This window comes from Candidatus Rhodoluna planktonica (assembly GCF_001854225.1).
Taxonomy (GTDB): Bacteria; Actinomycetota; Actinomycetes; order Actinomycetales; family Microbacteriaceae; genus Rhodoluna; species Rhodoluna planktonica.
Window position 1 is genome coordinate 1,278,934 of sequence record NZ_CP015208.1, and the last position, 25,496, is coordinate 1,304,429.

Annotated in this window: 9 protein-coding genes (1 of these 9 running past the window's edge); 2 read left to right on the forward strand and 7 right to left on the reverse strand. The window is 52.5% G+C overall.

From position 1 onward, the window contains the following. The 3 genes from A4Z71_RS06275 to A4Z71_RS06285 form a co-directional block, all read right to left on the reverse strand. A protein-coding gene (locus tag A4Z71_RS06275) for a GLEYA domain-containing protein (protein ID WP_070955045.1) crosses the window boundary here: on the reverse strand, positions 1-12,834 show its start. The gene continues 20,007 nt to the left of window position 1, outside the view; the window shows 12,834 of its 32,841 coding nt (coding positions 1-12,834); the start codon lies at positions 12,832-12,834; its stop codon lies beyond the left edge, outside the window. A gap of 146 nt (positions 12,835-12,980) precedes the next feature. After that, positions 12,981-13,448: a hypothetical protein gene (locus A4Z71_RS06280; protein ID WP_070955046.1), complete on the reverse strand. Its 468-nt coding sequence runs from the start codon at positions 13,446-13,448 to the stop codon at positions 12,981-12,983. Beyond that, on the reverse strand, positions 13,441-14,499 hold the full coding sequence (locus A4Z71_RS06285; RefSeq protein WP_070955047.1) for a DUF3048 domain-containing protein: 1,059 nt from the start codon (positions 14,497-14,499) through the stop codon (positions 13,441-13,443). The genes A4Z71_RS06280 and A4Z71_RS06285 overlap by 8 nt, the downstream gene beginning before the upstream one ends. A gap of 43 nt (positions 14,500-14,542) precedes the next feature. Between A4Z71_RS06285 and A4Z71_RS07095 the strand changes: the two genes are divergently transcribed. Further along, positions 14,543-16,270, forward strand: coding sequence for a S8 family serine peptidase (locus tag A4Z71_RS07095; protein ID WP_070955048.1), 1,728 nt, complete (start codon positions 14,543-14,545; stop codon positions 16,268-16,270). Positions 16,271-16,338: 68 nt separating this feature from the next. Here the strand turns inward: A4Z71_RS07095 and A4Z71_RS06295 are convergent, their stop codons facing one another. From A4Z71_RS06295 to A4Z71_RS06310, 4 genes are all read right to left on the reverse strand, one after another. After that, entirely contained in the window at positions 16,339-22,746 is a 6,408-nt protein-coding gene (locus tag A4Z71_RS06295; protein ID WP_070955049.1) for a beta strand repeat-containing protein, read from the reverse strand. A gap of 182 nt (positions 22,747-22,928) precedes the next feature. Continuing rightward, positions 22,929-24,068, reverse strand: coding sequence for a PTS fructose transporter subunit IIC (locus A4Z71_RS06300; protein ID WP_236858528.1), 1,140 nt, complete (start codon positions 24,066-24,068; stop codon positions 22,929-22,931). 86 nt (positions 24,069-24,154) lie between these two features. Beyond that, positions 24,155-24,580, reverse strand: a complete 426-nt coding sequence (locus tag A4Z71_RS06305; RefSeq protein ID WP_070955051.1) for a PTS fructose transporter subunit IIB — start codon at positions 24,578-24,580, stop codon at positions 24,155-24,157. Positions 24,581-24,582: 2 nt separating this feature from the next. Next, positions 24,583-25,032: a PTS sugar transporter subunit IIA gene (locus tag A4Z71_RS06310; RefSeq protein ID WP_070955052.1), complete on the reverse strand. Its 450-nt coding sequence runs from the start codon at positions 25,030-25,032 to the stop codon at positions 24,583-24,585. A gap of 189 nt (positions 25,033-25,221) precedes the next feature. On the opposite strand from A4Z71_RS06310, the gene A4Z71_RS06315 reads away from it, so the two are divergent. After that, positions 25,222-25,491 (forward strand): HPr family phosphocarrier protein, encoded by a 270-nt coding sequence (locus tag A4Z71_RS06315; RefSeq protein WP_070955053.1) that lies wholly within the window; start codon positions 25,222-25,224, stop codon positions 25,489-25,491. Positions 25,492-25,496: the final 5 nt, after the last annotated feature.

Here is a 25,496-nt window from a genome sequence, read left to right on the forward strand (position 1 = left end):
GATTGCGGCAACCACACTCGCGGTCGAACTGGTTACGGTGTTGCCATCCGCGTCGACAATCGCGACCACTGGCTGGCGATCAAAAGTGATGCCGGCTTTCACTGCGGTGGTTGCACTTACGCCGCTTCCAGTGCCCGCAGAAGTTGTAATCGCAAGGCCGGCAACTGAGCCGAAATCGATGTCGAAGGCTGCTGACTCTTGACCACCGGTCATGTCCAAGTCGGTGTTGGCATTGCTAATTGAAGCTACCCGTAGCTTGTATTCGCCAACTTTGGCACCGACGCGCAGGCTACTAAAAGTAATCAAACCACCGGCGGAAGTTGCGGTGTTTCCAGTGATGTAGATCGGGCTGGTGTTGTTTGGGTCAGTCGGCACAGCTTCGAGGGTTACCGTGGTCGCGGTTGAGCCGGTTACCGGGTTGCCACTGGCATCTTGAACTTGCAAAACTGGAGCACTGGCGAAAGCAGCACGCGATTTAACATCGGTTGGGTCAACGGTGAACGCAACCTGCGCAGGCTGTGCCGAGGTAACCGCGAAGGTGTTCGACAGGGCTTCGCTGACTGAGCTATTGTCCCCAGCGGCTGACACATAACTAAAGCGCAACTTGTAGTTGCCAACGGTGACAAACTTCAAATCGGTTGCACCGGCGAAGGTGGCGATTCCGTTTGCCGTGGCTTGATCTTTGGCGGCAACAGAGCCAATCACACTGCCAGAAGTGGTGGCCAACTCAGCTCTAATCGATGCGGTTGAGTTGGCGATTACGTTGCCATAAGCGTCGACAACGCTAGCCGCAGGTTTCTTGTCAGACGCAAAGAACTGATTTGAGACAACGTTTTCTGGCTGTGTGACCACGGCGATTCGACTTGGCAAACCAGGGGTCAAAGTAATGGTTTGGTTAGTGAAGAAAGTTTGGTTACCAACCGTAATTCGATAGCTGATGTTGTGGTCGCCAGTTGCACCACCAACACCGAAGCTACCCGAAGCGAAGGTCGCTACACCGCTCGATACCGAAGCACTAGCTGTGGTTGCGCCACCAGAAAGACCGGTCATCGAAAGTGGGCTAGCCACCGAAGCGGAGGCAGATATCGAGCCAACAGAGGTGACCACGTTGCCATCCACGTCGCGAACCGAAACGGTGACCGCCGAGCCCAAAGCAACGCCAGCTTGGGCACTAATCGAGCTTGGGCTAACCGTAATCGCGGTGGCAGATCCTGGTTTGATCTCAAACGAGGATGAATTGCCCGGTGCAGTTAGCGAACCTGAAGATGCAGTGAGGTAATAACCGGTGGTAGCTTTACCGGCCGGAGCCATGGTGCTGAAGGTGATCAAACCACCAACCGCGGTGCGGGTTAGGCCAACCGATGCCCCCGCGGTAACGCCGGCGTTGGCGTTAGCAGAATCGGCATTTACCGTAACTGTTGCAACAGTGGTGTTGTCGTTGGTGAGACGGTTGCCGTATTGGTCTTGAACGGTTAGTACCGGGGCCGTGGCGAAAACTGCACGGTTGTTCACCTGGCTGCTCGGCTGCGTAGTCCAGGACAGTTTTGCTGCTGCACCGGGCACAATTGAGAACGCCGACGAAGTAGCAACCTGGTTTGCTCCTGCCAATGAGGCAGCCTTGTAGGCAACTCGGTAGTTCCCCGCCTTAGTCCACTTAAGGCCAGTTGAGTCGCCTTGGTTGTAAACAACTTGGCCAGCCGAGGTGTTACGTGTGGTGCGAGCACTGGCATCAACCTCAGCACCGGTGGTCGCATTCACCAGATAAGGCATAATCGCAACCGCGACATCGTCAACTAGGTTGCCCCACTCATCCTGAACCTGAACAGTTTGAGTGTTTAGGTTGACACCGGCAACAACCGATGAGTTTGGTTGCGAGGCAACAAATAGTTTGAACGGGTCACCGTTGCCCAAATTAATCGACTGGTTTACAAAAGTTCCGGTTGCCGTTGCGCCATCTAATAGCGAGAACCGCAAAGTGGCAGCACCCTCAACACCCGAAATACCAACACCGCTATTGGTGAAATCAGCGACACCATTGACCACATTTACTGTTGTCGTGCCTACGGTATTGAAGCCAGTTGCGGTGAGCTTTACGTTCTCGGTGCTGTCTAACACCAGGCTGCCATCAGCGTCAAGAACGCGGATAATTGGCGCTGTGCTGAAGGCCTTACCAGCCTTGGCAACCGCTGCATTTCGGCCAATTTCAAGCGAGGCTGAAGGGCCATTGACGATGCTGAAAACATTCGACTTTGTGGCGGTCGGGGTGACCGTGAAGCCATTGCTGTTGCTGGCAGACGAAATACTCAATCGGTAGTCGGCGGCTCGCGCACCAACGGTCAAATCAGTGAAAATTGCCCGTCCCGAAGCTACTTTCAAAACGTTGTTCGAAATGACATTGACCTGGCCAACTTGGGCGTCTTCAGCAACTGCGGTTAGGGTCACCGTAGTTGAGTTATCGGTTAGCGCTCGGTTTCCATACTGGTCTTGAATTTCAACCTGCGGCTGGTTGCTCAACGCAACTCGGCTTACGCCACCGGCGACAGTATCTCCATCAACCCAAACTGCTTTGGCAGGGTTCGCTGCCACAACGCTAAACGACTCAGAAATCTCACTCTGCAGCGAACCTGAACTGAGGCGCATCTTGTGTGTGCCGGCCAAGGTGAAGTTCGGGTTGTCAATGATGCCCACACCGTTAGCCGATGTGACGCTGGCCGTGTTAGCGGCAAGCACATTAGCTGTGTTGGTCGCGTCGACCAGCGAGAGATTTACCGCCTGGGCGCCATCGGTGACATCGATAACGAGGTTGCCCCAGCGGTCTTGAATTTCAAACTTGGCAGCCGGGCTGAACGCCTGACCGGCAATAATGTTCACCGGTTCGCGGGTTAGGTGGATCTTGTAAGGTTCACCAGCAGTGATCGAAACACCGTTTACGGTTGCGGTCAAGGTGCGCTGAGCTCCGCCATCGCTTGGGGTAACCAAAACGCTGAAACGAACCGAGTAGCTTTCACCAACTTTTCCGCCCAAGGCAAGTTGGTCGAATACGGCGACCGCATCTGACGCGGTTTCAGTGGCACCAGCGACAATCTCACCACCGACACCGACTCCCGAAACCAACTCGGCAGTAACAGTTGCGGTCCGATAATCTCCAGCTGAAACCTTGTTGCCACCAACATCGTAAAGAGTGACGGTTGGCAAGGTTACTGGGCTAACCGTGCCTGAACCAAATGGGGTGCCAGCCTTGGTGGTAAGCATTGGCCAGCTAACTCGAATACTGGTTGGGTCTGGGCTAGCAACCTTGTAAATTCCGGTTTCTTGCGATGCGGTAAGCAGTTCTGGTGCACCCGAAGCTGCAATTGGGGCAATCGAAACAACTAGTTTTTGATCACCGGTGCCGGTGACAAACTTGGTGTCGTTGAAGGTGCTGGCGGCGGCAAAAGTTTCTTTGGTTAGGGTTCCGGCGAGTCTAGCATCAACTGATTTTGCAGCGACCGTGGCCTGATATTTATTAGCCCAGAAGTTAGCGGTTTCAAGTTTTATACCGTAGGCATCGCGCAGAGAAATAGCTGGGTTTGGAGTCAGAATCGCGTTCTGGATTGCGTTGAAACTTGAATCGGTTGGTGTGTTTTCAAGAGTGAATTGGGTGGCCACACCATAGGTTGGCGAGACACCATCCACAGTTGTTGGCTTATAAAGCGGGGTGCCAATTTTGGCCACGTAAACAACAGCGGTGTTGCCGGTAGCTGCTGAATTTAGAGCCAAGTTAGAAACGGTGTTTTGGTTGTTCAGCGTAATTGTTCCGGTGGCCTGAACAGCCAAGTTGGTCACACTGAGAGCCCCGGTGCTACCAACGGTTGAACCGGTAATTAGCTTCAAAGTGTCTCGTGCCGGTGAACCAGAAGTGGTGTTTCGAGCGATGTCAGCGTTGACCACAATCGCACCGGCATTAGCCGAACCGATTCGCAAGAACTTCGATTGCAAGCGAGATAGTTCGCCGGCGGCTACTGACAAGAAACCGCTGGCGGTAGCACCAACACGAATACCACGGTTGGCGCTAAAGTTTGAAATTTCAATCGCACCGATGGCATTTGCTGCACCGGTCGAAGGAACATTGACCAATAGAGTTGCGGTTGAACTCAAGGTCAGGGTGTCGGTCGAAATCAGAATGTCTGAATCGAGCGCGGTTGTGAGATTTGCATTGAGAGTCAATGCACTTGTCGCTGTTATCGAAATAGGACCAGCCCGCGGAACAATCGAGTTAGTCAAGATGTTTTGTGCGACATTAACCACACCACCCTTGAGGGTTACAGTGCCAACTTGAATCGCGGTGTCAATCGAAATTCCACCAGTGTTGCCATCTTTACCAATGGTCAGCGAGCTCGCTGTGCTGGCAACACTCAAACCACCGGTGTTATACGAAGGCACGAAACTCTGCGTTAGCGGCTGAATTAACACATCACCCTTGGTGTTAATCGCGGCCTTATAGGCAACCGCCTGCTGAATGATGTCTGCCGAAAGAGTGACATCAGATTCACTCACACTTAGATCAACACCATTTACTGTGACGCCCGCCTTGGCGCCGATGGTTACCCAGCCGTTGTTTAGCATCGAGGTGGCAATGCCAGCCTTAGTCGAGTTGGTGGTGCTGCCCTCAATAACGATTGGGCCACTCTTAGCCAAAATGTCGGTGTGGTTTAGTTCAACTCCGGCACCAATTTCGGCTCCCGCGGTTGGCGCACTGCCGCCAATGCCCACGAGTTTAATTCCGCCACCGTTACCAGTTGCCGCAATTCGAACACCGGTCTCGGCAGTTGTGCCAGCCTTTGGATAGTAGGTCAAAATTCCGGCAGCGCGCGCTTGGGTGCTTGCCCCAGAATCACCAACAATTGTGATGGCATCAGCCGAAGTGTTTGCCGAGGTTAGCTGGTTGATAAAACTATCTGCTGAGAAAATATTGAAGAAAACTCCATAGGCCCAGCCATATGCAGTTGAGCTGGTTTTACCGAATACGCCAATCTTGCCAACACCAGAATCAAACTGAATGTTGTAACCAATAACGCCCTGCTCAGCCTGCGAGGTCGAAGCATTTTGTGAACCGCGACCAGCTACAAAAATGTCACCACCTGCAGTTTGAATTGTGGTGCGAGGGCCAAGATAGTTTCCTGGAGTCCAGACTGAAGTGTTTCCATTTTCGGCGCGCGAATAGCCGTCTGGTCGGCCATCATTAGCAACTGCGATAGATGAAGTGATACCGGCCGAAGTGCCGCCATCGTCGGCACCACCGGCAATAGTTACATGGCCACCGGTTGAATAGAAACCGTTGTAGTAACCAACTCGAATGTGCCCGCTGCCATTGTTTTCGGCGTCGGCCCACAACGTGATATCGCCGTCGTTGGTTCTGAAAGTTTTGAATGCAGCCGCAGTCGCATCGTTCGTGCGCACAAAGCCGGTGCCCTTAATCAAGATTGGCGCGCCTGCGGTGGTGGTTTCAAAGTTGCCAGACGAAAGTTCAATGTTGCCGGCATAAATCTTGATGAAGTCTTTCGCGGTTAGGCCACGGCCCAAAGTTAGTGCCGCGCTATTTTGTGCAGCGCCGTCGCCGCCGCCTGATTTACCGATAGTGATTGACTGCGGGATTGGCGCCAGAATGCTCCATGCCGAGTTCAGGTTGACCGGAGCAATGAAGCTGGCACTCACCGGTTCGATGGTTAGATCACCGGCAACGCTAACGCGCACTGGGGCAGGCATGTTGATTGAGCTGGCGGTAATAGTTAGGTCGCCGGATGAGGTGATGTTGCCATAATCGAGGGCGCGGAAACCATCATTGCCGGTGGTGCCATCGGCAATTATTGCCTCGAGACGAATTGCATCGTCACCGGCATTGGTGCTGGTTATTGCTGAACCAGTTGTGTTACCGCCCGACCAGGCACCCAACTGTAGAGGCGTGCAAAGCGCCGCGCTGCCCAATGTGGCGCATCGCGACTTACCAGAAATCAAAATTTCGCCACCGTTTGAGTTGATCTCAGAGGTGTAGCCTGGGTAACCCGCGATGGTCACCACGCCAAAAGCAAATTGACCAGCACCCGGCGTTGAAGCCGTGGTTTGACCGCGAACCACAATGTCTCCACCTGAGCTCAGAAGTTTGGTCGCGGTGTAAGACCCGCTGGTGTAACCCAAGCCAACACCGCTAAGCGGAACTGCTCCCGATGTGGTGGCCGACATGTGACCAGAAGGGTTCACGGTTCCCGAACCGGTAGCGTAACCGGCTGGGCGATACTGCTTGGTGCCGGTGTCAGCTGCGCCACCACCCAAAGTGATGTCGCCACCACCGGTGGTTTCACAAGCGGTTGGGTTTACCGCAGCAAAGTTGCTGCACAACTGGGTGCCATTCGCAATCGCAATAGCACCCTCTAGGTTTTCATCCGAGTCGGACCAGAAGGTAATTGGGTTGCCGTTAGTGCGGTAGTAAGAAATTGAGTTAATGAACACCGAGCGGCGAGCCTTGAGCAAAATACCCTTGTTCGACTGCGCACCGGTGCCGGTCGACATGATGGTACCGGAAGAGTAAACATCGAGACCGTGCGCTTCAATGTCACCAACAACGCTGTAGCTTCCGGCTAAAGTAACCGGCACGGTTGCCAAGTTGTTGTCTTTACCAAGGCGCAAACTCGCAATTGATGAGGTAACCGCATTTAAGCTGGTAGCCGCAGCGAAACTGTCGCTCTTCGGCTCAATTACAACCGCTGCGGAAGTGTTAAGGTTCAGGTTTGAACCTGAGGCAGGTGAAATGATGCGGTCGCCAACAAACGTAATTTTCGCGGTTGAACTGCCATTGACCAAGCTATTTCCGCCACAAGTTGTTGTGCCGCAGAAACCAAAAATAGATTGGCGCTCACCGTAATAAGTGAAGTTACCAAAACGGATTCCGCTGACACCTCCGTCCACCGTGATGTCTCCCTTGGCTGAAAGCAGGGCAAGGCCGTTTAGTTCCATGGCGTAACGGCTACCGTTAGCTGGGGCAGTTGCCTCGAAGTGGATTCCACCTTCACCAATCGCCTGGACCAACAGGTTGGCTGGCGTGGTTGCCCAGTACTGAGCGAGCAAGCCAGTATCGGCCGAGTTAGCCGTACTGGTGACCACGGTGATTGCATCATCCGAAGTTGAATTTCCGGCAGCTGAAACTAGGTTGATGTTTCCGTTTGCACCCCACGACATTTCCATACCGCGACCAACACCGGTTGCCTTACCTTCAAGGTAAATCTTTCCGGCACCGGTGCGCGCGGTAAGCCCCGGATAAATTGCGGTTCCGCCCCAGATGCTAGATGGGTGGTGATAGAAACCGCGAACAATCAAATCGCCGCCACCGGTGTAATACGTGGCCGAATGTGCAGAACTTCCAATCGAAACACCGTGGTTACCAGTGTTCAAGGAAACTGCGGCCCCAGTTGGAACGCCATTCGCTCCGGCACCACCGGCGATGATAATGTCACCGCCACCGGTTTGAGTATTGCTGCCGGCAACCCCATCAAAGGTGTTGATGTTGGTGTAGTTGTCAACTGTGATTCGACCCGTTGTGGTGCCGTTATCGCTGTTCGACCAGATAATGACATCGCCCAAATCGGTGGTTTGGTGGGCATAGGTGCCGATGTAAATGCTGCCCGACGATTTGTAAAGAATGTCGTTATTTTCACCAAATACTCTTACTTGGCCATAAACCTGCAAGTCGTCGGCATATACCTCGACCGGTCCGGTGGTTTGAAGGTTTCCGCGCAAGCGCACAATTTGAGCGTTTACAGCTTCACCTTTATCGGTTCCAACGATGAAACTTGCCAGGCGAGCAGGCACATAGCCTGAAGCAGCTGCCTGCAAATCGGTGTTGGCAAAAATGTCTAGAGTTCCGGTGAACAATCCGTTTGCCGCAGTTGGAATGAACTTGACATGACCGTCGGTGTTGAAAACAACATAGGCGCTGTTACTTAGCAGCGTGCTGCCACCATTGTTTACGTTGAATCGGCCGGTGATGATTTCAACCGATGCACTCGAACGCTGGGTGCCGCTGAAGTTGAAAGCCGACGAACAGTTGAAACCGTTCAACGCGCTACTTGGGCGGCAGTCGCCGAAAGTATTTGGGCCAACACCGTAAGGGTAGGTGTTGGTATGAGTTTCATAACCGGGAGCCATACCGAACTGACCGGCGTCCAGAGTGATTTTTCCGCTGCGCGAAAGCACGCCGACACCGTCAATGTTCAGACCAAAGTAGCCAGCGCTGTTGGTGCGCCCGGTCATAGTAATTCCACCGACACCCATCGCTTCAATCAAGGTGTCATCGGCGCTGTCAGCGTAATAACTTTCTATACCTGACGAGTAATTGTTGGCTTCACCAATTAGGGTGATCGCCGGGTGAGTGTTCGAAGCCGAACGAATGCGCAGGTTATTTCCGCCGTTGCTACCGTAGTGCAACTGGATACCCGGCTGATAGTAAGACTGACCAGCAGTGGCATCACCCTCGATAAATACCTGCCCAGGGCCAGAGTTGATCTGAACGCCGTAACCCATAGTCACACCGGCAGCCCAACCTCCGTTGCTGGCCCGGCCGCGCATTGTCACATCGCCACCGGCTGAATAGAAGGTGGCATCGTAACCCAAGAAAATACCGTGCGTACCTGAACCGTAAGAGTCACCGGCCGGAAGATTGGGGTTATCTGTCTGGGCAGCGCCACCGGCAACGATGATGTCGCCACCACCGGTTTGCGAAGCAGTAGTGGTGGCAGTGGTTGGCACTGCGGCTGCGGTCGACTTAATAACCTGACCGCCACCAAAATAAACGCGACCGCCCAAACCGGTTGCAGCGTCGGTGTCGGCCCAGAACACGATATTGCCGCCAGCTGTGCTGATGTTCGGTGAATAAATGTCTTGGTTACCGTTTGAACGAATTCGAATGTCCCCGTTTGCACCGGTGGTGGCTAGGTTGCCATTGGTTACCACGTAGGAACCGTTGATTTCGATGTCGTCAACGCTGCTAATTGCGGCTCGCACGTAAACCGACTGCACCATGGCGGTGGCGCCAACATTTTTACCGATTTGCGCCGAAGCAACCGGGCCGGTTACATCGGCATAAAAATCAACTGTGTTGGTGAACAAGTTGTTTGAGGCAAAAGGCAAAATTTCAAAAGTACCGGTGGTCTTGAACTGCTGGTAAATGTTGTTGCCGCGAGTAGTTAGTCGGCCAGTGACAAATTTTATGTTCGCATTCGATGTGTTGGCACTGTCGGTTCCCTCACAGGTACCAGTGGCACAAGCGCCAAAATAGGTTGACGAAACCGTGCTTTGCCAACTGCTTAGGCGAATACCGTTGACACCACCGTTTAGTGTGATGTCGCCGCTCTTCGACAAAATCGATGCGCCACCGATGTCGATACCCTGCCAGTAGTCGTTAGTGACGTGACTGCTGTTTCCAGTCAGGCTGACACCACCGGCACCAAGCGCCTCGACAACCACATCATCTTGCGAGTTGGTGTAATAGGTTGCAATACCGTTTTCGTGCATACCGCCGTTGCCGTTAATGGTGATCGCTGGTTCGTTGGCCGAACCGCCGGCTGCGGTAATCCAGGTTCCGGTTGCCTGGCTCATGTCATCGGCATGACCAAGTTCGACACCTGCGCCATAGGCATAGTTATCGTAGTAGTTGTAGGCGTTGTTATAGGTTGAGTCACCTTCAATAACGATGCGGCCCGCACCGGCATTTACCCTCGACTGCGCGCCGATTGAAACGCCACCTCGCCAGGATGCACTAACGCCGTTTTGCTGACGACCGCGAATAGTGATGTCGCCGCCACCCGAGTAAATCGTGTTGGCAATACCTACTCGCGCACCCCACCAGTTGTTCCAGCCCTGGGCATAACCAAGCGGCACATCGCCCGCGTTAGAGCCACCACCAATCGTGATGTCGCCGTTCGGGTTGTTCGCAGCAACCACAGCGGCTGTGCTGGTCGGCACCGAAGTGCCGTTAGCCGAGTTCAGCACGTTTCCGCTGTTCAAAACCACCATTCCGCCCAGTTGGGTTGCCTGATCGGAATCGGCCCAGAGCGTTATGGGACCATAGTTGGTGCGAAGGGTTTCGTTGGGGTAAACGTAGATGTAACCGGCAGTTTTGAGCTTAATTCCCGAACCCTCACCGGTGGTGCGAAGGTCAGCAATTACATCGATGTTCTGGGCATAAGCCTCAATATTTCCAACCGAATTGATGTTGCCGCGGAAGCGGAACATCTGCGCTTGAGCACCCTGGCCAAGGTCGTAGCCGAGAGTGAAACTGGCAAGCGTTCTTGGGAAGGTAGCAAAAAGGTCGATGGTACTGGTGAAAAGTTTGTTTGCGCTCACCGGCAAAATGCGTAAGTTACCGGTGGTTGAAATACGAAGCTTTGAGTTGTCGCCGTAGAAGTAGAGTTTGTCGCCAAAAATGTCAATGTCGGCGGCAGTTGGGGTTGCGGTGTAACCAAAGTTCTGAGTGCCACAGTCGTTTTGATCACAGTCACCAATAACCACTCGACCAATACCCGCGTAATACCAGCGGCTAAGGGCCACACCGGCAGCGCCGCCGTTTAGTGTGATTTTGCCGCCGGCAGAAAGAATGTCGAAGCTGTTTAAGTCGAGGCCATACCAACCAAGGTTGGTGGTCGAACCAGTCAGGTTAATAGCGCCTGAACCCAAAGACTGAACAGTGATGTCGGTTCCGCTGCTGCCCGAATAGTAATTGTCGATACCGGCAGCATTTGGGCTACCTCGACCAATCAGGTTGATGGCAGTCACATCGTTGCTTGCTGATGTGATGCTGGTGCGAGTGTTATATGAGGCGTAGTTGAACTGGATGCCAGAAGCGTAAGAAGCAGTTGTCGAGGCTGCGTCACCCTCTATGTAGATCTTTCCCGGACCGGAGTTGATTTCTACGTTGTCGCGGATACCAACAGCGGCATGCCAGGTCGAGGTTCCGGCAATCGAGCGACCACGAATTGTGATGTCGCCACCACCCGAGTAGATCTTTGATGCAGGCGCCAAGTGCACACCCCAGGTTGTGGTGTTTGAGGTGGCATAACCTGCCGGTAATTCGCCGCTCGAATCTGCCACACCACCGGCAATAATCACGTCGCCACCATCACTGATTGCTTGAGTCTGAGCTTTGTTTGTGGGCAGCGCAACTCCGTTAGCGGTATTGATTTCCGATGAAGAGTGCAGCAAGAAATAGCCGCCCAGCGCGGTTGCAGCATCGGTGTCGGCCCAGTAAATTTGTCGACCTTTGTTGGTAATCAGTCGAATATTGGTCGCAGTGACAATGTATTGCTTCGCTTTGACTGTGAGGGTCTCACCCAAGGTTCCTAGCTGAATGCTGCTTGCGATTGATGCAGAGAAACCCGAATCGATAGTGAGGCTGTGTGAACTTGTTGCAGCGCTAGTAATTGGCGCATTGATGCTCACCGAACCCGAAGAGGTTTGCATCAAAACATCGAAATCATTCAGTTCAGCATTTACTTCAGCGTTGTTGATTACACAGCTGACGTTGGCACCAATCGCGTAAACATAACCGTTGTCGATGCCACACTCGTTGCTGGTGGCACCGGTGGTGACGTTGATGTTGGCCGGAATGTTCTTCAGATAGACGCGATGTGAAACGCTTTGATATCCGGGCGAAGAGTAAGTGAGTGTGTAAATTCCACCAACTGCTGGGCCGGTCCAGTTCAAATCGGTGTAGGTTGCCCGACCTGCCGACGTGTTAACCACCTTGGTTCCGGTGAGCACTGGGCCTCCGGTAAGGGTTGCGGTTACCGGCACGGTCACATTGGCAACCTGGTCATCGGGGCCAATTGCTTGAATTATTGGCTGCTGCGCCCAAGGAGTGCCGGCAATCGAGGCAATACCGCGCGTCTGAATGCGCAGCATTTGAGCAATCGGAGTTCCGCTCACCGGTGTCGACCAGGTCGAGTCACCATAGGTAACCCCGTCACCCTTAGCTTGAACCAAAATGCTGTAGGTGGTGCCGCCGGTCAGATTGCTAATGGTTAGCGGGCTGCGAGCATTATTGATGGTCTGAACTGTAGTGCCGGCACTGTTTCGCACCAGGACGGTGTTCGATGAAGTTGCCGAGTCTGGGTTATTCCAGCTGACCGAAAGTTTCGTGGTCGAGTTTGAAACAGTTGAAACAGTTACCGAGTTTGGTGTGTAGAGGTTATACCGGTATTGAACACAGCTTTCGTGAGTGATCTTGTCGACACCACCGCCCGAGGCAACTGCCATACCGGTTAGCCAGTAGCCAGCTGGGCAGCTAAACGTTCTGTTTTTAGTTGAGCCGTAAGCCTGGTTTGGGTCGCTGACTCCCGAGCCACCAAGCTGTTCACACTTGACGCCCAGGTCAAATTGAAAACCGTAGGGCTGCTGGTAACCGTTTAGACCATCCGCGACATATCCGGCTGGGCAGGCGGAGGTGTTAGCTCCCGTACCGAAAACACTTCTGGGCTGGGTTAGACCGGTGAAGCCGGTAAGGTCGCTCTTCAATTGCGAACAGGTAAAACTCAAACCATTGATAATTCCGCCGGAGACAATTCCGGTTGTGCGAGTGACCTGAACGCTGGTGACAACATAGCCGTCATCACAGCGCACCCACCCCTGCTGGGTGCCACCACCGGCAGCCAACCAGACGTTGTAGTCGGCGCGAGCTTGGATGATGTACGCGTTGGCCTGCTGCTGCGAACCCAAAAACACGGTCAGCAGCGACAAAACAAAAGCCACAACACCCATGAAAATTTTGCGCGAAAGTGGACGCGAGAATTGCTTAGCCGCTGCTATCAAAACTCACTCCTCTCTCGCCGGCGAAATCCCTGTATTTTCGGGCATGGCAAAGCAAACCCGGGGGCAATTTGAGGCTAACAATCGAAAATAATTACAAAGATGTAATTATTCGGTTATTCCGAACATATTTCTAAGCGCAGCGTGTCCTATTTTTTTGATGTTCGCCGGCGGTACCAAATAGCAAAAATCGTGCTGAAAATCGTGACCAGAATTACCCCGGTTATCGACCAAAAAATCGCAGAATTTTGGTTGTTTTCAACATCAAAAATGTCTACAAAACCACTGTCTTCATCGGTTTTTTCACCCGGTTGATTTGGATTCTGCGTGTCAACACCGTTGGTTCCCGCAGGGTCGGGATCATCAAAATTAGTCACCCCATCGCCATCGATATCTTCGTCTTCGGCATTAACCACACCATCACCATCGATGTCTGGGTCAAGGTTATTTTCGATGCCGTCAAGATCGGTATCAACCGCAGTGATGGCAGAAATTGCCGACAAACCCTGAGCGCTGGCCGAAGGTGGTGAGGCAGAAATTGCACCGGCGAGAGCGGTTAGAACTAGGGCCAAAATCAGGATGATTGCCCCCAGTTTCTGAAACTTAGGGCTATTCATTGATAGTCAGCGAACCCTCTGGCGCCTTCGGCATAAGCTCTACCCAAGTGTTTCCCGGAGCTAGCAAAATTGGGGCTCCGGCCTTATCGGCAAGAGCAATTGGGGCGTTAGCCGCAGACTTAGTCCAAGTACCCTCAAGCACTTTGCCAGCACTGAAAACCCAAGCCGAACCTGAGTCAACCATCACGGTTTTTGGAATGTTGCCGTAGCGGCGATCGAGGTAGCTGCGATCAATTTTGACCTGCATCACCACTACGTTTGTCGCTTTCAACTGCGATTTATCAGCAGCATCCATGTGCTTTTTGCCATCTTGCATGCGCAACCAAACACCGGCTGAATCGGCGGTCCAGCCGGCAATTGCCTGCGGAAATTTAACGTCGAAACCGGTGACCGCAACACCTGAAATTGCTGCCGAAGATGTTGCTGAATCGGCGCTGTAGCTGAACTGGGCCGGTGGCGGACCAAGCTTGGCGTGCTGGGCAGAGAGCAGTTGGGCGTTGGCAATTACGTTGTGCGGGGCAACGCGATCTTTGCTGCGACTGAAGGTGCCAAGGCCCTGTTGCGAAGTTTCGCTGGCGTTGTAGAGCGGGGTCTTTTCCATCATTTTGACAAAGACATATTGCCCTCCCGAATAGCAAACAATGCCGCCAAACGGGGTCAAAATGTCAGGATCCATGGGCCGAATCGAGCGCACCGGACCAACCGCGCTAGGTCGATTTGAGTGCCACACGGCTACAAGTCGGGTTAGACCACCTTCGACCATTTCATCAAATACGATGTCGGTTGAGTTCAGACCCAGCTGCGGCCTGGCGGCATCTGATCCGTTGTCGATTTTGCAGGCAACCGAAGGCCGAGAGAGCACCAAAGCCTCTCTGGTAGTCGAGTCATATTGCCGCCCGGTGAGCGGCGCAGTTACATACGTTGGGGTCGGTGATTCCGACGGGGATGCACTCGGGCTCGGTTCGCCGACTGGTGCGCTGGCACATCCGGTAAATAGAGCAATTGAAACGATAGTTGCCGGCCAAGCCGCAAAAGTTTTACCCAACCTCATGCGCTCAGTTTAGATTCTCTGGTTGCTGTGCTTTCATTGATTTATGAAGAAGTTTGTTTTTGTTTCTGCCGCGCTCATTGGCTCGTTGGTCCTCGGTGGTGCGGCAATGGCTGCGCCGGCGACATATGGTGCCAAACCCAGCGCTACCCCTTCGGCAAACAGCAAAAAACCGGTCACGACGCCAAAAACTAATGGCACTGATGCGAATACCACAACCGGCACTACCGCAACCGAGTCAACAACCTCTAAGCCCGGGGCATCTGGCAACAGCAATGCTGGGGGCAAGACTGCCGAAAACAACAACACCAACGACACCAAGACCAACGGAAACTCAGGCAAAACCCCAAGCTCCACTGGCACAAAGACAACGGGCACCACAAAAACAAACGGAGCAAAACCCGCTGTCGATACGGGTGTGCGTTCAAACTATATTGTTCGTTTCGCTGAAGGCACCGATGTAGACAGCGAATCAACCGCGATCGCCTCATTGAAGACCACAGTTTCAAAGAAGTTCAAAACTGTAATCCGCGGCGCTCTGGTGCGCATGACAGAGAAACAGAAAGAAAATGTTGCAAAACGCGCGAATGTGCTCTCCATCGTGCCCGACGGCGACGTCTCAACATCAGAAACACAGAGTTCGCCAAGTTGGGGCCTCGACCGAATCGACCAGATCGATATGCCGCTCGATGCCTCATTTAGTTACGCAGAGACTGGCGTCGGTGTAACCGCATACGTTGTCGACACTGGTGTTCTAACCACTCACAGCGAATTCACTGGGCGCACAGCAGCTGGCTTTAGTGCCATCAGCGACGGCAATGGCACAATCGACTGCAACGGGCACGGAACCCACGTGGCTTCAACTATCGGCGGCACAATCTACGGTGTTGCTAAAGGTGTAACCATCGCCCCCGTTCGTGTCTTAGGGTGCGACGGTTCCGGAACCATTTCAGGCGTAATTGCTGGCCTCGACTGGATTGCAGCCAACCATGACAGCAGCAAAGCCGCAGTAGTCAACATGAGTTTGGGCGGTGGCGCTAACAGCACACTTGACGCGGCCGTAAACAATCTCATCGACCGCGGCATCACAGTTGTAGTTGCAGCGGGCAATAACACTGCAGATGCCTGTACCGCCTCACCAGCGCGAGTGCCGAGAGCAATTACAGTGGCGGCTAGCTCGGCAACCGACGCTTTTGCCAGCTACAGCAACTTTGGGTCTTGCGTAGACATAATCGCTCCTGGAAGCAGCATCACAGGTGCCTGGTTCACCTCTACTTCGGCAACCGCTACCATCTCGGGCACTTCAATGGCTACCCCGCATGTCGCCGGAATTGTGGCTCGCATGCAAACTCTAGGTGCCCAACTTCCAGCAAAAATTAGCGAGAGCCTTGCTGCAGTTAGCGTGGCCGACACCATTTCAGCGGTTCCTACCGGAACTGCAAACGCGTTCATCTACGGAAACCCAAGCGGCGTGAGCATCCCGGCTGCCGCAAAACCATTGGCCGCAATTTCGGTTTCGGCAACTGCGGGCAGCCGATCGGCAACCGCAACTTGGGTGCTGGCCGACAACACCGCTGGCCCGCTAACCTCACAAACCGTAAAGCTTTGGGCTGGCAATCAATTGGTTAGAACCTTCACCGTTTCGGCAACAGAAACCTCGCTGCAGGTAACTAAATTGCGCACCAATACCTCATACAGCTTTAGCGTGGTTGCCAATAATGCCGGTGGCTTTGCTGAATCAGCTCGCAGCAATGCGGTGCGACCAAGTCGCTAGGCACTAAATCTCAACCAGCAAAAAAGTGCTAAACAAAAAGACCCGAGCTTTTGCCCGGGCCTTTACAACTATTTAGCCTTGCCCTTCTTGTCTCTTCCCATTAGCAGGTTCACCACTCCGAAGGCGGCGGCAATTGCAACACCAATCCAGATTTCATAGGTCACACTAACCCAGCCAATGATCGCCGCTGGCAGGGCGCTGGCAAAGGCAGTCACAAGCAATACAGTGCGGCGGACGTTACCAACTGGGCGTCTAATTAGTCGAGCAACCAGTGTGAGCAGCCCCAAGATCAAGGCAAACCAAACTGTCCACCAAGCCACTTCTCGCTCGAGTGGAATCTCTCGGATAACCGTTTGTGACCCGCCAGATTGCGAAGCCCCGCTGATGATGACTGTTGCCTGGGTGCCGTCGTCAAATTTTTGAATTTCGTTGACAGCTTCTTCACTCAACACAATTTCGCCGTTCGCATCGGTTGATACACCCTCAAGTGAGCGAATTCCGACCAGACGAATAGCGTGACCGCCAGCTTCAAGCAGGTCGATAGGCAACGAACCAGAGAGTTGGGCTTTACCAAACTTGTCGACTACGGCCTCACCAAAAATAATTGGCTGAGTGGTTACGGTTAGGTAGACCAAGGTGCCCGGCAAATAGGTGTCGGCTGAAGCATCAACTTTGATCCATTTGGCGGCGTCTGCCACGTTGAGGTCTTTTAGTGAAATTGGCTTGGCCAAGCCCGAGGCAGCAAACAACTCAATTTCAGGTTGCTCGATTTCAGTGCTGAAAATTTGAGTGCTGGCTGGCGGAGTGGTCTGCACAACCTTGTCGATTGAAGCGAAGTTAGTGCGCTGACGAGCAGTCGACTCTTCGATGGCTGCAGCAATTGCCACCGGATCAGCGGCTTGGCCCGGAGTTACCACAAACTGGCCGGCAATTCTTGAACCGATTACCTCAATACGAATACCCGCGCTCGGAGCGAAACCGCTGATTTTCTCAGCAGCCACAGCAGCAACAGTTCTGGTCGCCGCACTGAGCACATCTTTGGTGCCATCCGCTTTTTCGGTAGTTACCACAGTGGTTTGAGTTTCAGGAATCTGAACTTTGGTTACTTTATCGGCCGCGTTGTTTGCTGGTGCTGCGGGTGATTGAGATGGTGCCGGTGTGGCCGCGCTGTTGTTTCGTTGCGGAGCAGAGGTTGGCGCGACAACATTTTCAACAATCTTCGAAAGCTGGTTTAGCAAACCAGTGATGTTTTTCACCAGTGGGGCATCCGGCGTTGCCGTTGGCGCGGGTATTGCCGACTGCTGCGGCTTCGGAGTGACTCGAGGCGCAGGTGAGGTAGTGTTCTCAGGCGTAGGCAATGCCACCGGTGCGTTTGCTGTAACCGACGGACGCGGAGTTGGTCTAACCACTGGTCGGCTTGGAGTCGGTGTCGGCGAAGCGGCGGTTGGACTTGGTGTCGGCGTTGGCTGAACCACCGGGTTGTTGTTGCCGTTATTGCCACCATTGTTGCCGTTGTTGCCACCATTATTGTTCACCGCTGCTGCGGCAGTTTTAAAAGTGCGCACGGCACCGTTGGCAGTGGTACCAGTGGTTGGGGTTGCGATTACTCGATAGTAGTAATCGGTCGAAGGAGTTAATCCACTTGCAGCAACCGATACGGCCTGGGTTGAGTTCGGCGAAATTGAACCATTCGTTACACTTCCAAGCACTCCGGTCAAGCAGTTACCGAGGGTATTCGAGTTCGTGTTACCGGTGGTCGAAATACAGAAGGTGACGGTTACCGCATGTGTTCTCGAAACTACCTGCCCTGGCAGGGTTGCCGTGGTGTCTGTTAGCGTGCTCACAGATTGAGTAGTTGCACTTGGTGGAGAGTCGGTGGTGAAACTAAGAACTACACCGCTAACTGCAGAACCGCCTGAGGTTGGGGTGGCGATTACACGGAAATAGTAAGTGGTTCCTGGGTTAAGCCCAGTCACTAAAACTTCAGGTGATGCTGGCGAGTTTGCACCCGCATTTCCATTCACTACAACTCCAACGGTTCCTACATTGCAGGAACCAATGGTGTTTGCCGCAGTGTTGCCAGTACTTGAAAGACAGAAGGTTCCGGTTGCACCAGTTGCACCGCCGTCTATCTGACTGTTCAAGGTTGCTGATTCTTCACCAACATTTGAAGCTGGATTAGTTTGTGCAGTCGGCGCACCCAGAGCGTTAGTCGTGAAGGTCAGAACTGACCCGTACACTTGAGAACCGGTTGCTGGGTTGATGATAATTCTGAAGAAGTACTGAGTGCTCGGAGTCAAACCCGAAACTTCAACCGTGTGATTGTTGCTTGCTCCGGCCCCTGGTGTGGCATTTGAAACCGGCGCAAAAGTGCCCTGATCGCAGTTTCCTATCGTGTTCGAGGCTGTATTGCCTGTCAGCGATAAGCAAAAACTAACCGTGCCGCCATAAGTGCCTGTGGTTGTAGAGCCGTTGAGGTGAGCATCGTTCGCAGTCACCGGTGAAGCTGCGGTTGTACTGGCAGTCGCCAAGATGACTGGCGTAGTGAAGGAAAGAACTTCACCTTGGAAAGTCTGATTGGTCGAAGTTATGACTTTTACTCTGAAGTAATAGGTTGTATTGCTAGCCAACCCTGTTATGGCCTGACTTGGTGTTGCCGAGGCGTTGGCATTCAGGCTGCCGGCAGAAATTGCCGAAGCAGTACCCGAGCCACAGGTACCAATTGTGTCAGCAACAGTATCACCAGTTGTCGAGAGGCAGAAACTTATTGTGTTCAGTGAATAGGTTCCTGAAGTAATGCTTGAGTTCAACGTTGCACCGGTTCCGGATACAGAACTTGCCGCAACGGTAACCGGAGTCGGGTCGATAATTGTCAACGTCGTAAAACTGAGCACGTTGCCCTCAACAACAGCACCGCTGCTCGGGGTAGCAATTACTCGGAAATAGTAGGTGGTGTTGTCGCTAAGACCGGTGACTGAAACCGCGACATTCGAATTCGAATTTGCCGATTGCGAGGCATTGATCACTGAACCTTGAACACCGGATAGACATGAGCCAAGTGTGTTTGCATTCACATCGAAAGTCTGTGAGATACAAAAAGTGTGGGTTGTGCTGTAGGTGTGCGAAGTCACTGAACCGTTCAAAACCGCCGAAGTGTATGAAACTTGAGTGGCCGCTTGAGTTGTCGGAGTAGGCCCTTGGGTCAAAGTGGTGAAGGTCTTAACAGCTCCGCTAACCGCCGAGCCTGTGGTTGGCGTGACTATAACCCTAAAGTAGTAAACCGTATTCGTACTCAGCCCCGCCGCTCCAGCACTGGGGGTTGAGCTTGAATTGGCAAGCATGGTTCCGCCGGTGACAGCGCCAACTTTGCCTGTCAAACACTCACCAATGGTGTTCGATACGACACTCCCCGTCGCAGACAAGCAGAAAGTCACTGTTGCCCCATAGGTTTCGGTTGTCACACTACCGTTGAGCGTGGCCGAGGTATAACTGATGTTTGTTGCATCGTTAGTTGTTGCCACAGGTGGTAGCGGATCGGTGACAAAGGTCAGAATTGCACCTTTGGCGAAACCATTTGTACTACTTGCCAAAATCTGGAACTTGTATTCGGTGTTTGCCGATAAACCTGTGAGGTTTGCGCTGCGATTGGCGCTTTCGGGCGCAGCAATGGCGGCCGTTATTGTCGGGTCTGTCTTGCCGGCTGTGAAGCCCGAACCGTCGTGACAGTTATCCATGTAGCCGTCTGAGTTAGCATCAGCGAAGTCAGCAGTTTTCGAGAAACAGAAATAAACGGTCGTGCTCGCACCATTGGCTGAAACATTTCCGTTGATAGTTGCTGAAGTGCTCAGCACATTTGTCGCTGCGCTAGTAGTCGCTAGTGGCGGGCCCGGCGTGGTAAATGACTCAATGTTTGCGTAGATAACCTCTGCCGTTGTTGCATCTGTTGCAATGACTTGAAAATAGTATGTTGCGCCTGCGGTCAAACCACTTATATCCAGCGAATTGGCAGTAGTAATCCCCGCCGACACGGTAGCGCCAACTGTTGCCGTTTGAGGTGCTCCAGCACCGAGGCAGTTAGTCAGAGTGCCGGTGGTCGGCTTGGTGGTTGTGTAGCAAAACTTGACCGAAGCATTGTTCGTGCCCGCCTTGACGCTTCCATTTAGTGTGGCTGAGTTTGCTTGAACTGATGTTGCTGGATTTGTAATGGCCTCAGCCGGGTTTACGTCCGTCGCAGCAAAATTGACCCATGCGCCAGTTACAGGTGTTGCGACAGACGCCGTGCCAGTGGTTTCACCTGTGATGGTCCAGTCGTAGTTCGCAAAAACCCGATAGCAGTATCTCTTGCCAGACGTTAGACCAGTGACTGAGTAAGAAACTGAAGTTTCGTATAAACCTGTTAGAACGAGGTTGATTTTTGCATCGGCTGCGTTTAGATCTAAAAAGAGTTCCTGTGTCGGTGTAACGTCTGCAGTGCACGTGTAAGCGCTACCAGAAGAGTCAGCCAATTTGTATTCAAAGGCAACACGGCTAGGGTTGCCCCGCGCATTTACAGTTGCATTGAAAGTTGCATTGATAGTGTTTGAGGTTTTTGAAAGATTAGAAACCGAGTTTGTTACCGCAGTGGGGCTATCAAAGGTTGGCATTGGGGTTGTAAAGCTAAGAATCTGCCCAAAGTTATCTCCTACTTTGACACGGTAATAGTAGGTGGTACCCGGCTGCAGATCACTCAGGTTACAGCTAACGGCTACCGGATCACTTGACGCTGTAGTTAGTCCTCCGGCAGGTGTGGCTGCAGACACCAAAGATGATCCGGCGAGATTAGGGTCTGTTGAGTACTCACATTGAATCAACTGGTTGGCTGTACCGTTTGGATCAACAGTTCCCGCTAACGTCGCCGTTGATTTCGAATTTCCGTTTCCATCGATGGTCGTGTTAACCGATGATGCCGAGCCTGTAATTACTTCAATAGGTTGGCTTACCTTCGTGGCTGCTGGCTGCAGCACGTTCGAAACCGAACAACTGCCAGAGGCAAGTGCCTGGTCCATTGTGGTGTTCACCTGGTCGTACTGGTAGGCGGTCGAACCAATATTCAGATCGCCAAGTTTTGCTTGCACCGAGTTTGTGTAAGTAGATGTACCAGCAGAACAAGCAGCAACCATTTTGTAGTTGATTTGCAGAGTGCCATTGGCCGGCACAGTGAATGGGCCACTAAATGTGTAGTTGTTGAAGCCTGCTGGTCCAACTGAAAGACCTGGGTCAGCAATGGCGGTTGTGCTACCAGACCCAGTTGATGCAGACAAAGACTTGAAGCTCATGTTGTTTGAAGCTGTGTCGACTACTGAGTCGACAACAAGAGGCGAAGAACTCGAGTTAGTCAAAACAACTCGATAACCAATTTCAGCGTTTGTACCCGAGACTGACACTCCGGTGCCGCTCTTTGCAGCGGTAAGTGAAATTGGCAAAGTGGCCGATGACGCTGTGTACTTTGCTGAACCATCGGTGTTGTAGTAACCACCCATATCGGTGTGTTTGATTTGTGTGCCAGAACTGATTTGCGCAACCGGAGCGATAGCGCCCGAACCCTGCCCAATGATTTTGAAGGTGTAAGTCGCCGTGTAGGAACCGGGGGTCTTGTTGCTACTGATGCTGTTGATAGCCGGTTTCAAAATCAGTTCGTTGTCTTTTGTGACTGCCGTGCCGCTAAAAGCCTTGTTGTCGTAGTAAGTTACGGAAACTTTTGTCAATCGATAGGCACGAGTGGGCCAACTCGAACTCGACGCTGGAGAAATCCAGATCACATCTAAGTCTGGGGCACTGCCAGCACCAATCGTTCCGGTGAGGCCTTTATGTGTAACGACAAGCTCACCGCCAATAAATGACGATGAGATAGAAGTTACCGAATCAACTTTGTTAGCAGCCGCTTTGATTGTTTCTTTAACCTTGTCGAAACTGAACTCGCAAAAGTACTTTTCAACGCCACCGGCATTCGGGTTTCCTTCATAAATGCGAACTACGTGCGATTGCTTTGCGGTAGTCGGCTTGGGCGCTTTCAACAAAAAATAGGATGCCTTGGTGCCTGAATTAAGAGACCCCAACTGGTAAGTGGCATCATTTTGGTTCGCAAGTTGAACTACCTCAGTTGAATCAAATCCGTCAACCTTGACCCAGACATCGGCATTGCTGGTATTTCCCGATCCCCTAGTGACTCGGTAACCAGCATATGAGGCATCAATGCGCTGCCCCTGGCCGGTGTCGATATAGAAGACTTTTCCGTGGCTAGCCTGAACTACGTAGTCGGTCGGCGTGGCTGGGGTTGAAGCACCAGCTGCCAGACAGGTTCCACCATTTGTCGCCGCATTAGCTGCTTCGGTCTCGATTGGTGCGACCGCTGCGACAATCGATGAACTGAAGGCGACTGTTGCAGCCATAAAAAAACGGAAAGCCTTTGCTTTCAAGGTGAGGTGCTTACCAGCCAATGTTTTTTGCCTTAGTTCGTAGAAGCGAATATGTTTCTAATGGTATTTGAAAAGATTCGTTTCACCGCATGGATGTTCGGCTTACCCCACTTTTTTATTCGCCCAAGCGAATGCTGACCTACCCAAAAAAGTAGCAAAAAAGGCCCGAGCCGAAGCCCGGGCCTTTTCTCAGCTAGAAGTTGTTACTTCTTGGCACCAATGTTCTTTGCAACAAGCACTAGAAGTGCGGTTACAACGGTACCGATAGCAATTGCTAGCACATAGGTTAGCCAGTTGGTCACTAGTGGGAACACGAAGATTCCACCGTGCGGTGCGCGAAGCTCGTTGCCGAATAGGGCAACTAGAGCACCGGTTACACCAGAACCAACCATGATTGATGGGATAACGCGAGCTGGATCAGCAGCAGCGAATGGGATTGCACCTTCTGAGATGAATGATGCACCTAGAAGCCATGCAGCCTTACCGTTTTCTACCTCAGACTCAGAGAATGCAGACTTACGTAGGTTGGTAGCAAGCGCTAGACCTAGTGGAGGTGTCATACCAGCAGCCATAACGATAGCCATTACCTGGAACTCAGTTGCCGATGCAGCAGCGCCAGCGGTGGCAAGACCGGTAACAGCAAAGGTGTAAGCAACCTTGTTAACTGGGCCACCCATGTCGAAGGCCATCATTAGACCAAGCACTAGACCTAGAACTGCAAGACCAGCACCCGATAGGCTGCCTAGCCAAGCGGTTAGACCGTTTACCAAAGCAGATACTGGAACCTTTAGAACTAGAACCATTGCTAGACCAGTGATTAGCGAGCCCAAAAGTGGGATAACTACAACTGGCATAACTGGCTTGATCCAGTTGGCAACCTTCCAGCGGCTGATCCATAGAGCAACGAAACCACCGATGAAACCACCGAGAATTGCGCCAAGGAAGCCGGTGCCGGTGCCTAGTGGGTTGCCGTCAAGACCGGTAGCAAGAGCACCGGCGACGAAACCTGGAACTAGACCTGGGCGGTCAGCAATCGCGAATGCGATGTAGGCAGCGAGAACTGGTACGAAGAATGCAAAAGCAGCCTTACCGAACCAGAAAATGATGAATGCCCAGTTACCAATGTTTAGCAAGTCGAAACCGGTAACGGCTCCGCTTTCGTTGGTTGGTACGTTCATCTTTGCTGCATCATATGCGTGGATACCGTCGGTACCAGCAGCAGCTGCACCTAGAAGGAATCCAAGGGCGATCAAAATACCACCCGCAGCAACGAATGGGATCATGTATGAAACACCGGTCATCAGCCACTGGCGGATGCGTGTTCCTGTACTTGCGTTTGACACTATGAGCCTCCTACTGCTCTTTTTAGTGAAATTGGAATCGCGGATTGCGATCCAAACCTGTAGAACTCGTTAGTTGTTTCAGCTAATTACTTTTTGCCAAAAAGGCCGCCGAAGAGACCTTTTTTCTCGCCGCTGCTTGGCTTTTCTGCAGCCGCAGGCGCTTCGGCCTTTGGTGCTGCTTCGCCAACCTTGGCTGCAGTGCCGTTGGCAGCAGCTTCGAGAACCTGTTCGACCAGTTCGGTTGCGCTCTTGATGGCTTTAGCCACACCAACCTGGATGTATGGCTTGCCGGCGAACCGGTCGCGACCGATGACCTCTAGGTCAACGGCGAAAATTACTGCATCGGCTGAGTCGATGACATCTTGCTTGAAAGGGTTCGAGCCAGCTGAGCCCTGAGTCTCAACAAGCACTTCGTGACCTAGCTTTTTGCCAGCCTGCTCTAGTGCTTCGGCTGCCATGTAGGTGTGGGCGATGCCGGTGATGCATGAAGTGACGCAAACAATTTTGGCCATGATTACTGAACCTCTCGGGTAATGATCGCTGCAACTGCAGCGGGGTCTTTTTCAGCGCGAAGTGATTCGCGAAATTCTTCGTTCATAACTTTGCGAGCGAGTTTCGACAAAATTTCGAGATGCGCGTTGCCACCAGATGCCGGAGCGGCGATTAGGAAAATCAGGTCTGACTTGCCATCGTCGGCGCCAAAGTCAACACCGGTTGGCGAGATGCCAACCGCGACCGAAGGGGTGACCACTAAATCGCTTTGAGCGTGGGGAATTGCAATACCGCCCTCAATACCCGTTGGAAAGTGTTCTTCTCGTTTCGCAACAGCTTCGAGGTATCCGTCGATTGAAGTAAGTCGTTCGTCTGCTAACAAAAGTTCAGCCAACTGGCGGGTCGCCTGCTCTTTGGTGTCGGCTTCGAGACCAACGATTACGATTTCTGGCGACGTTACGACTTTGGTCAACTGATACTTCCTAAGCTCTTACCTTCAATGAGTGAAATCAGATTACAACCGCTTGCAGTAGATTTCCCACAAAATAGCCCAGTAAATAAAACAAAAAAATAACGATGTTTTGTTCTAATTCCACAATTTGCCGGGGTGTATCTTTAGTACATCGAATTTTCCCGAAAGCCCTTTCCCACCGGAGTAAAGATGTCAGTAATTAAAGGTGAAGTAGAAGTTCTCGACCCAATCGGTTTGCACGCCCGCCCAGCCAGCCAAATTGTGAAGTTAGTAAAAGAGTCTGAACTCGAAATCGAAATCGGTCGCGAGGGCGAAGATTTCGTGAAAGCAAACTCGGCACTGCGTCTAATGTCACTGCAAATCAAGCCAAACGAAAAGCTGATTGTCACAGTCGCTACCGATGACGAGGGCCGCGGCAACGAAATCATCATCCAGATTCAGGAATTTCTAAAGGGCTAGGTTCT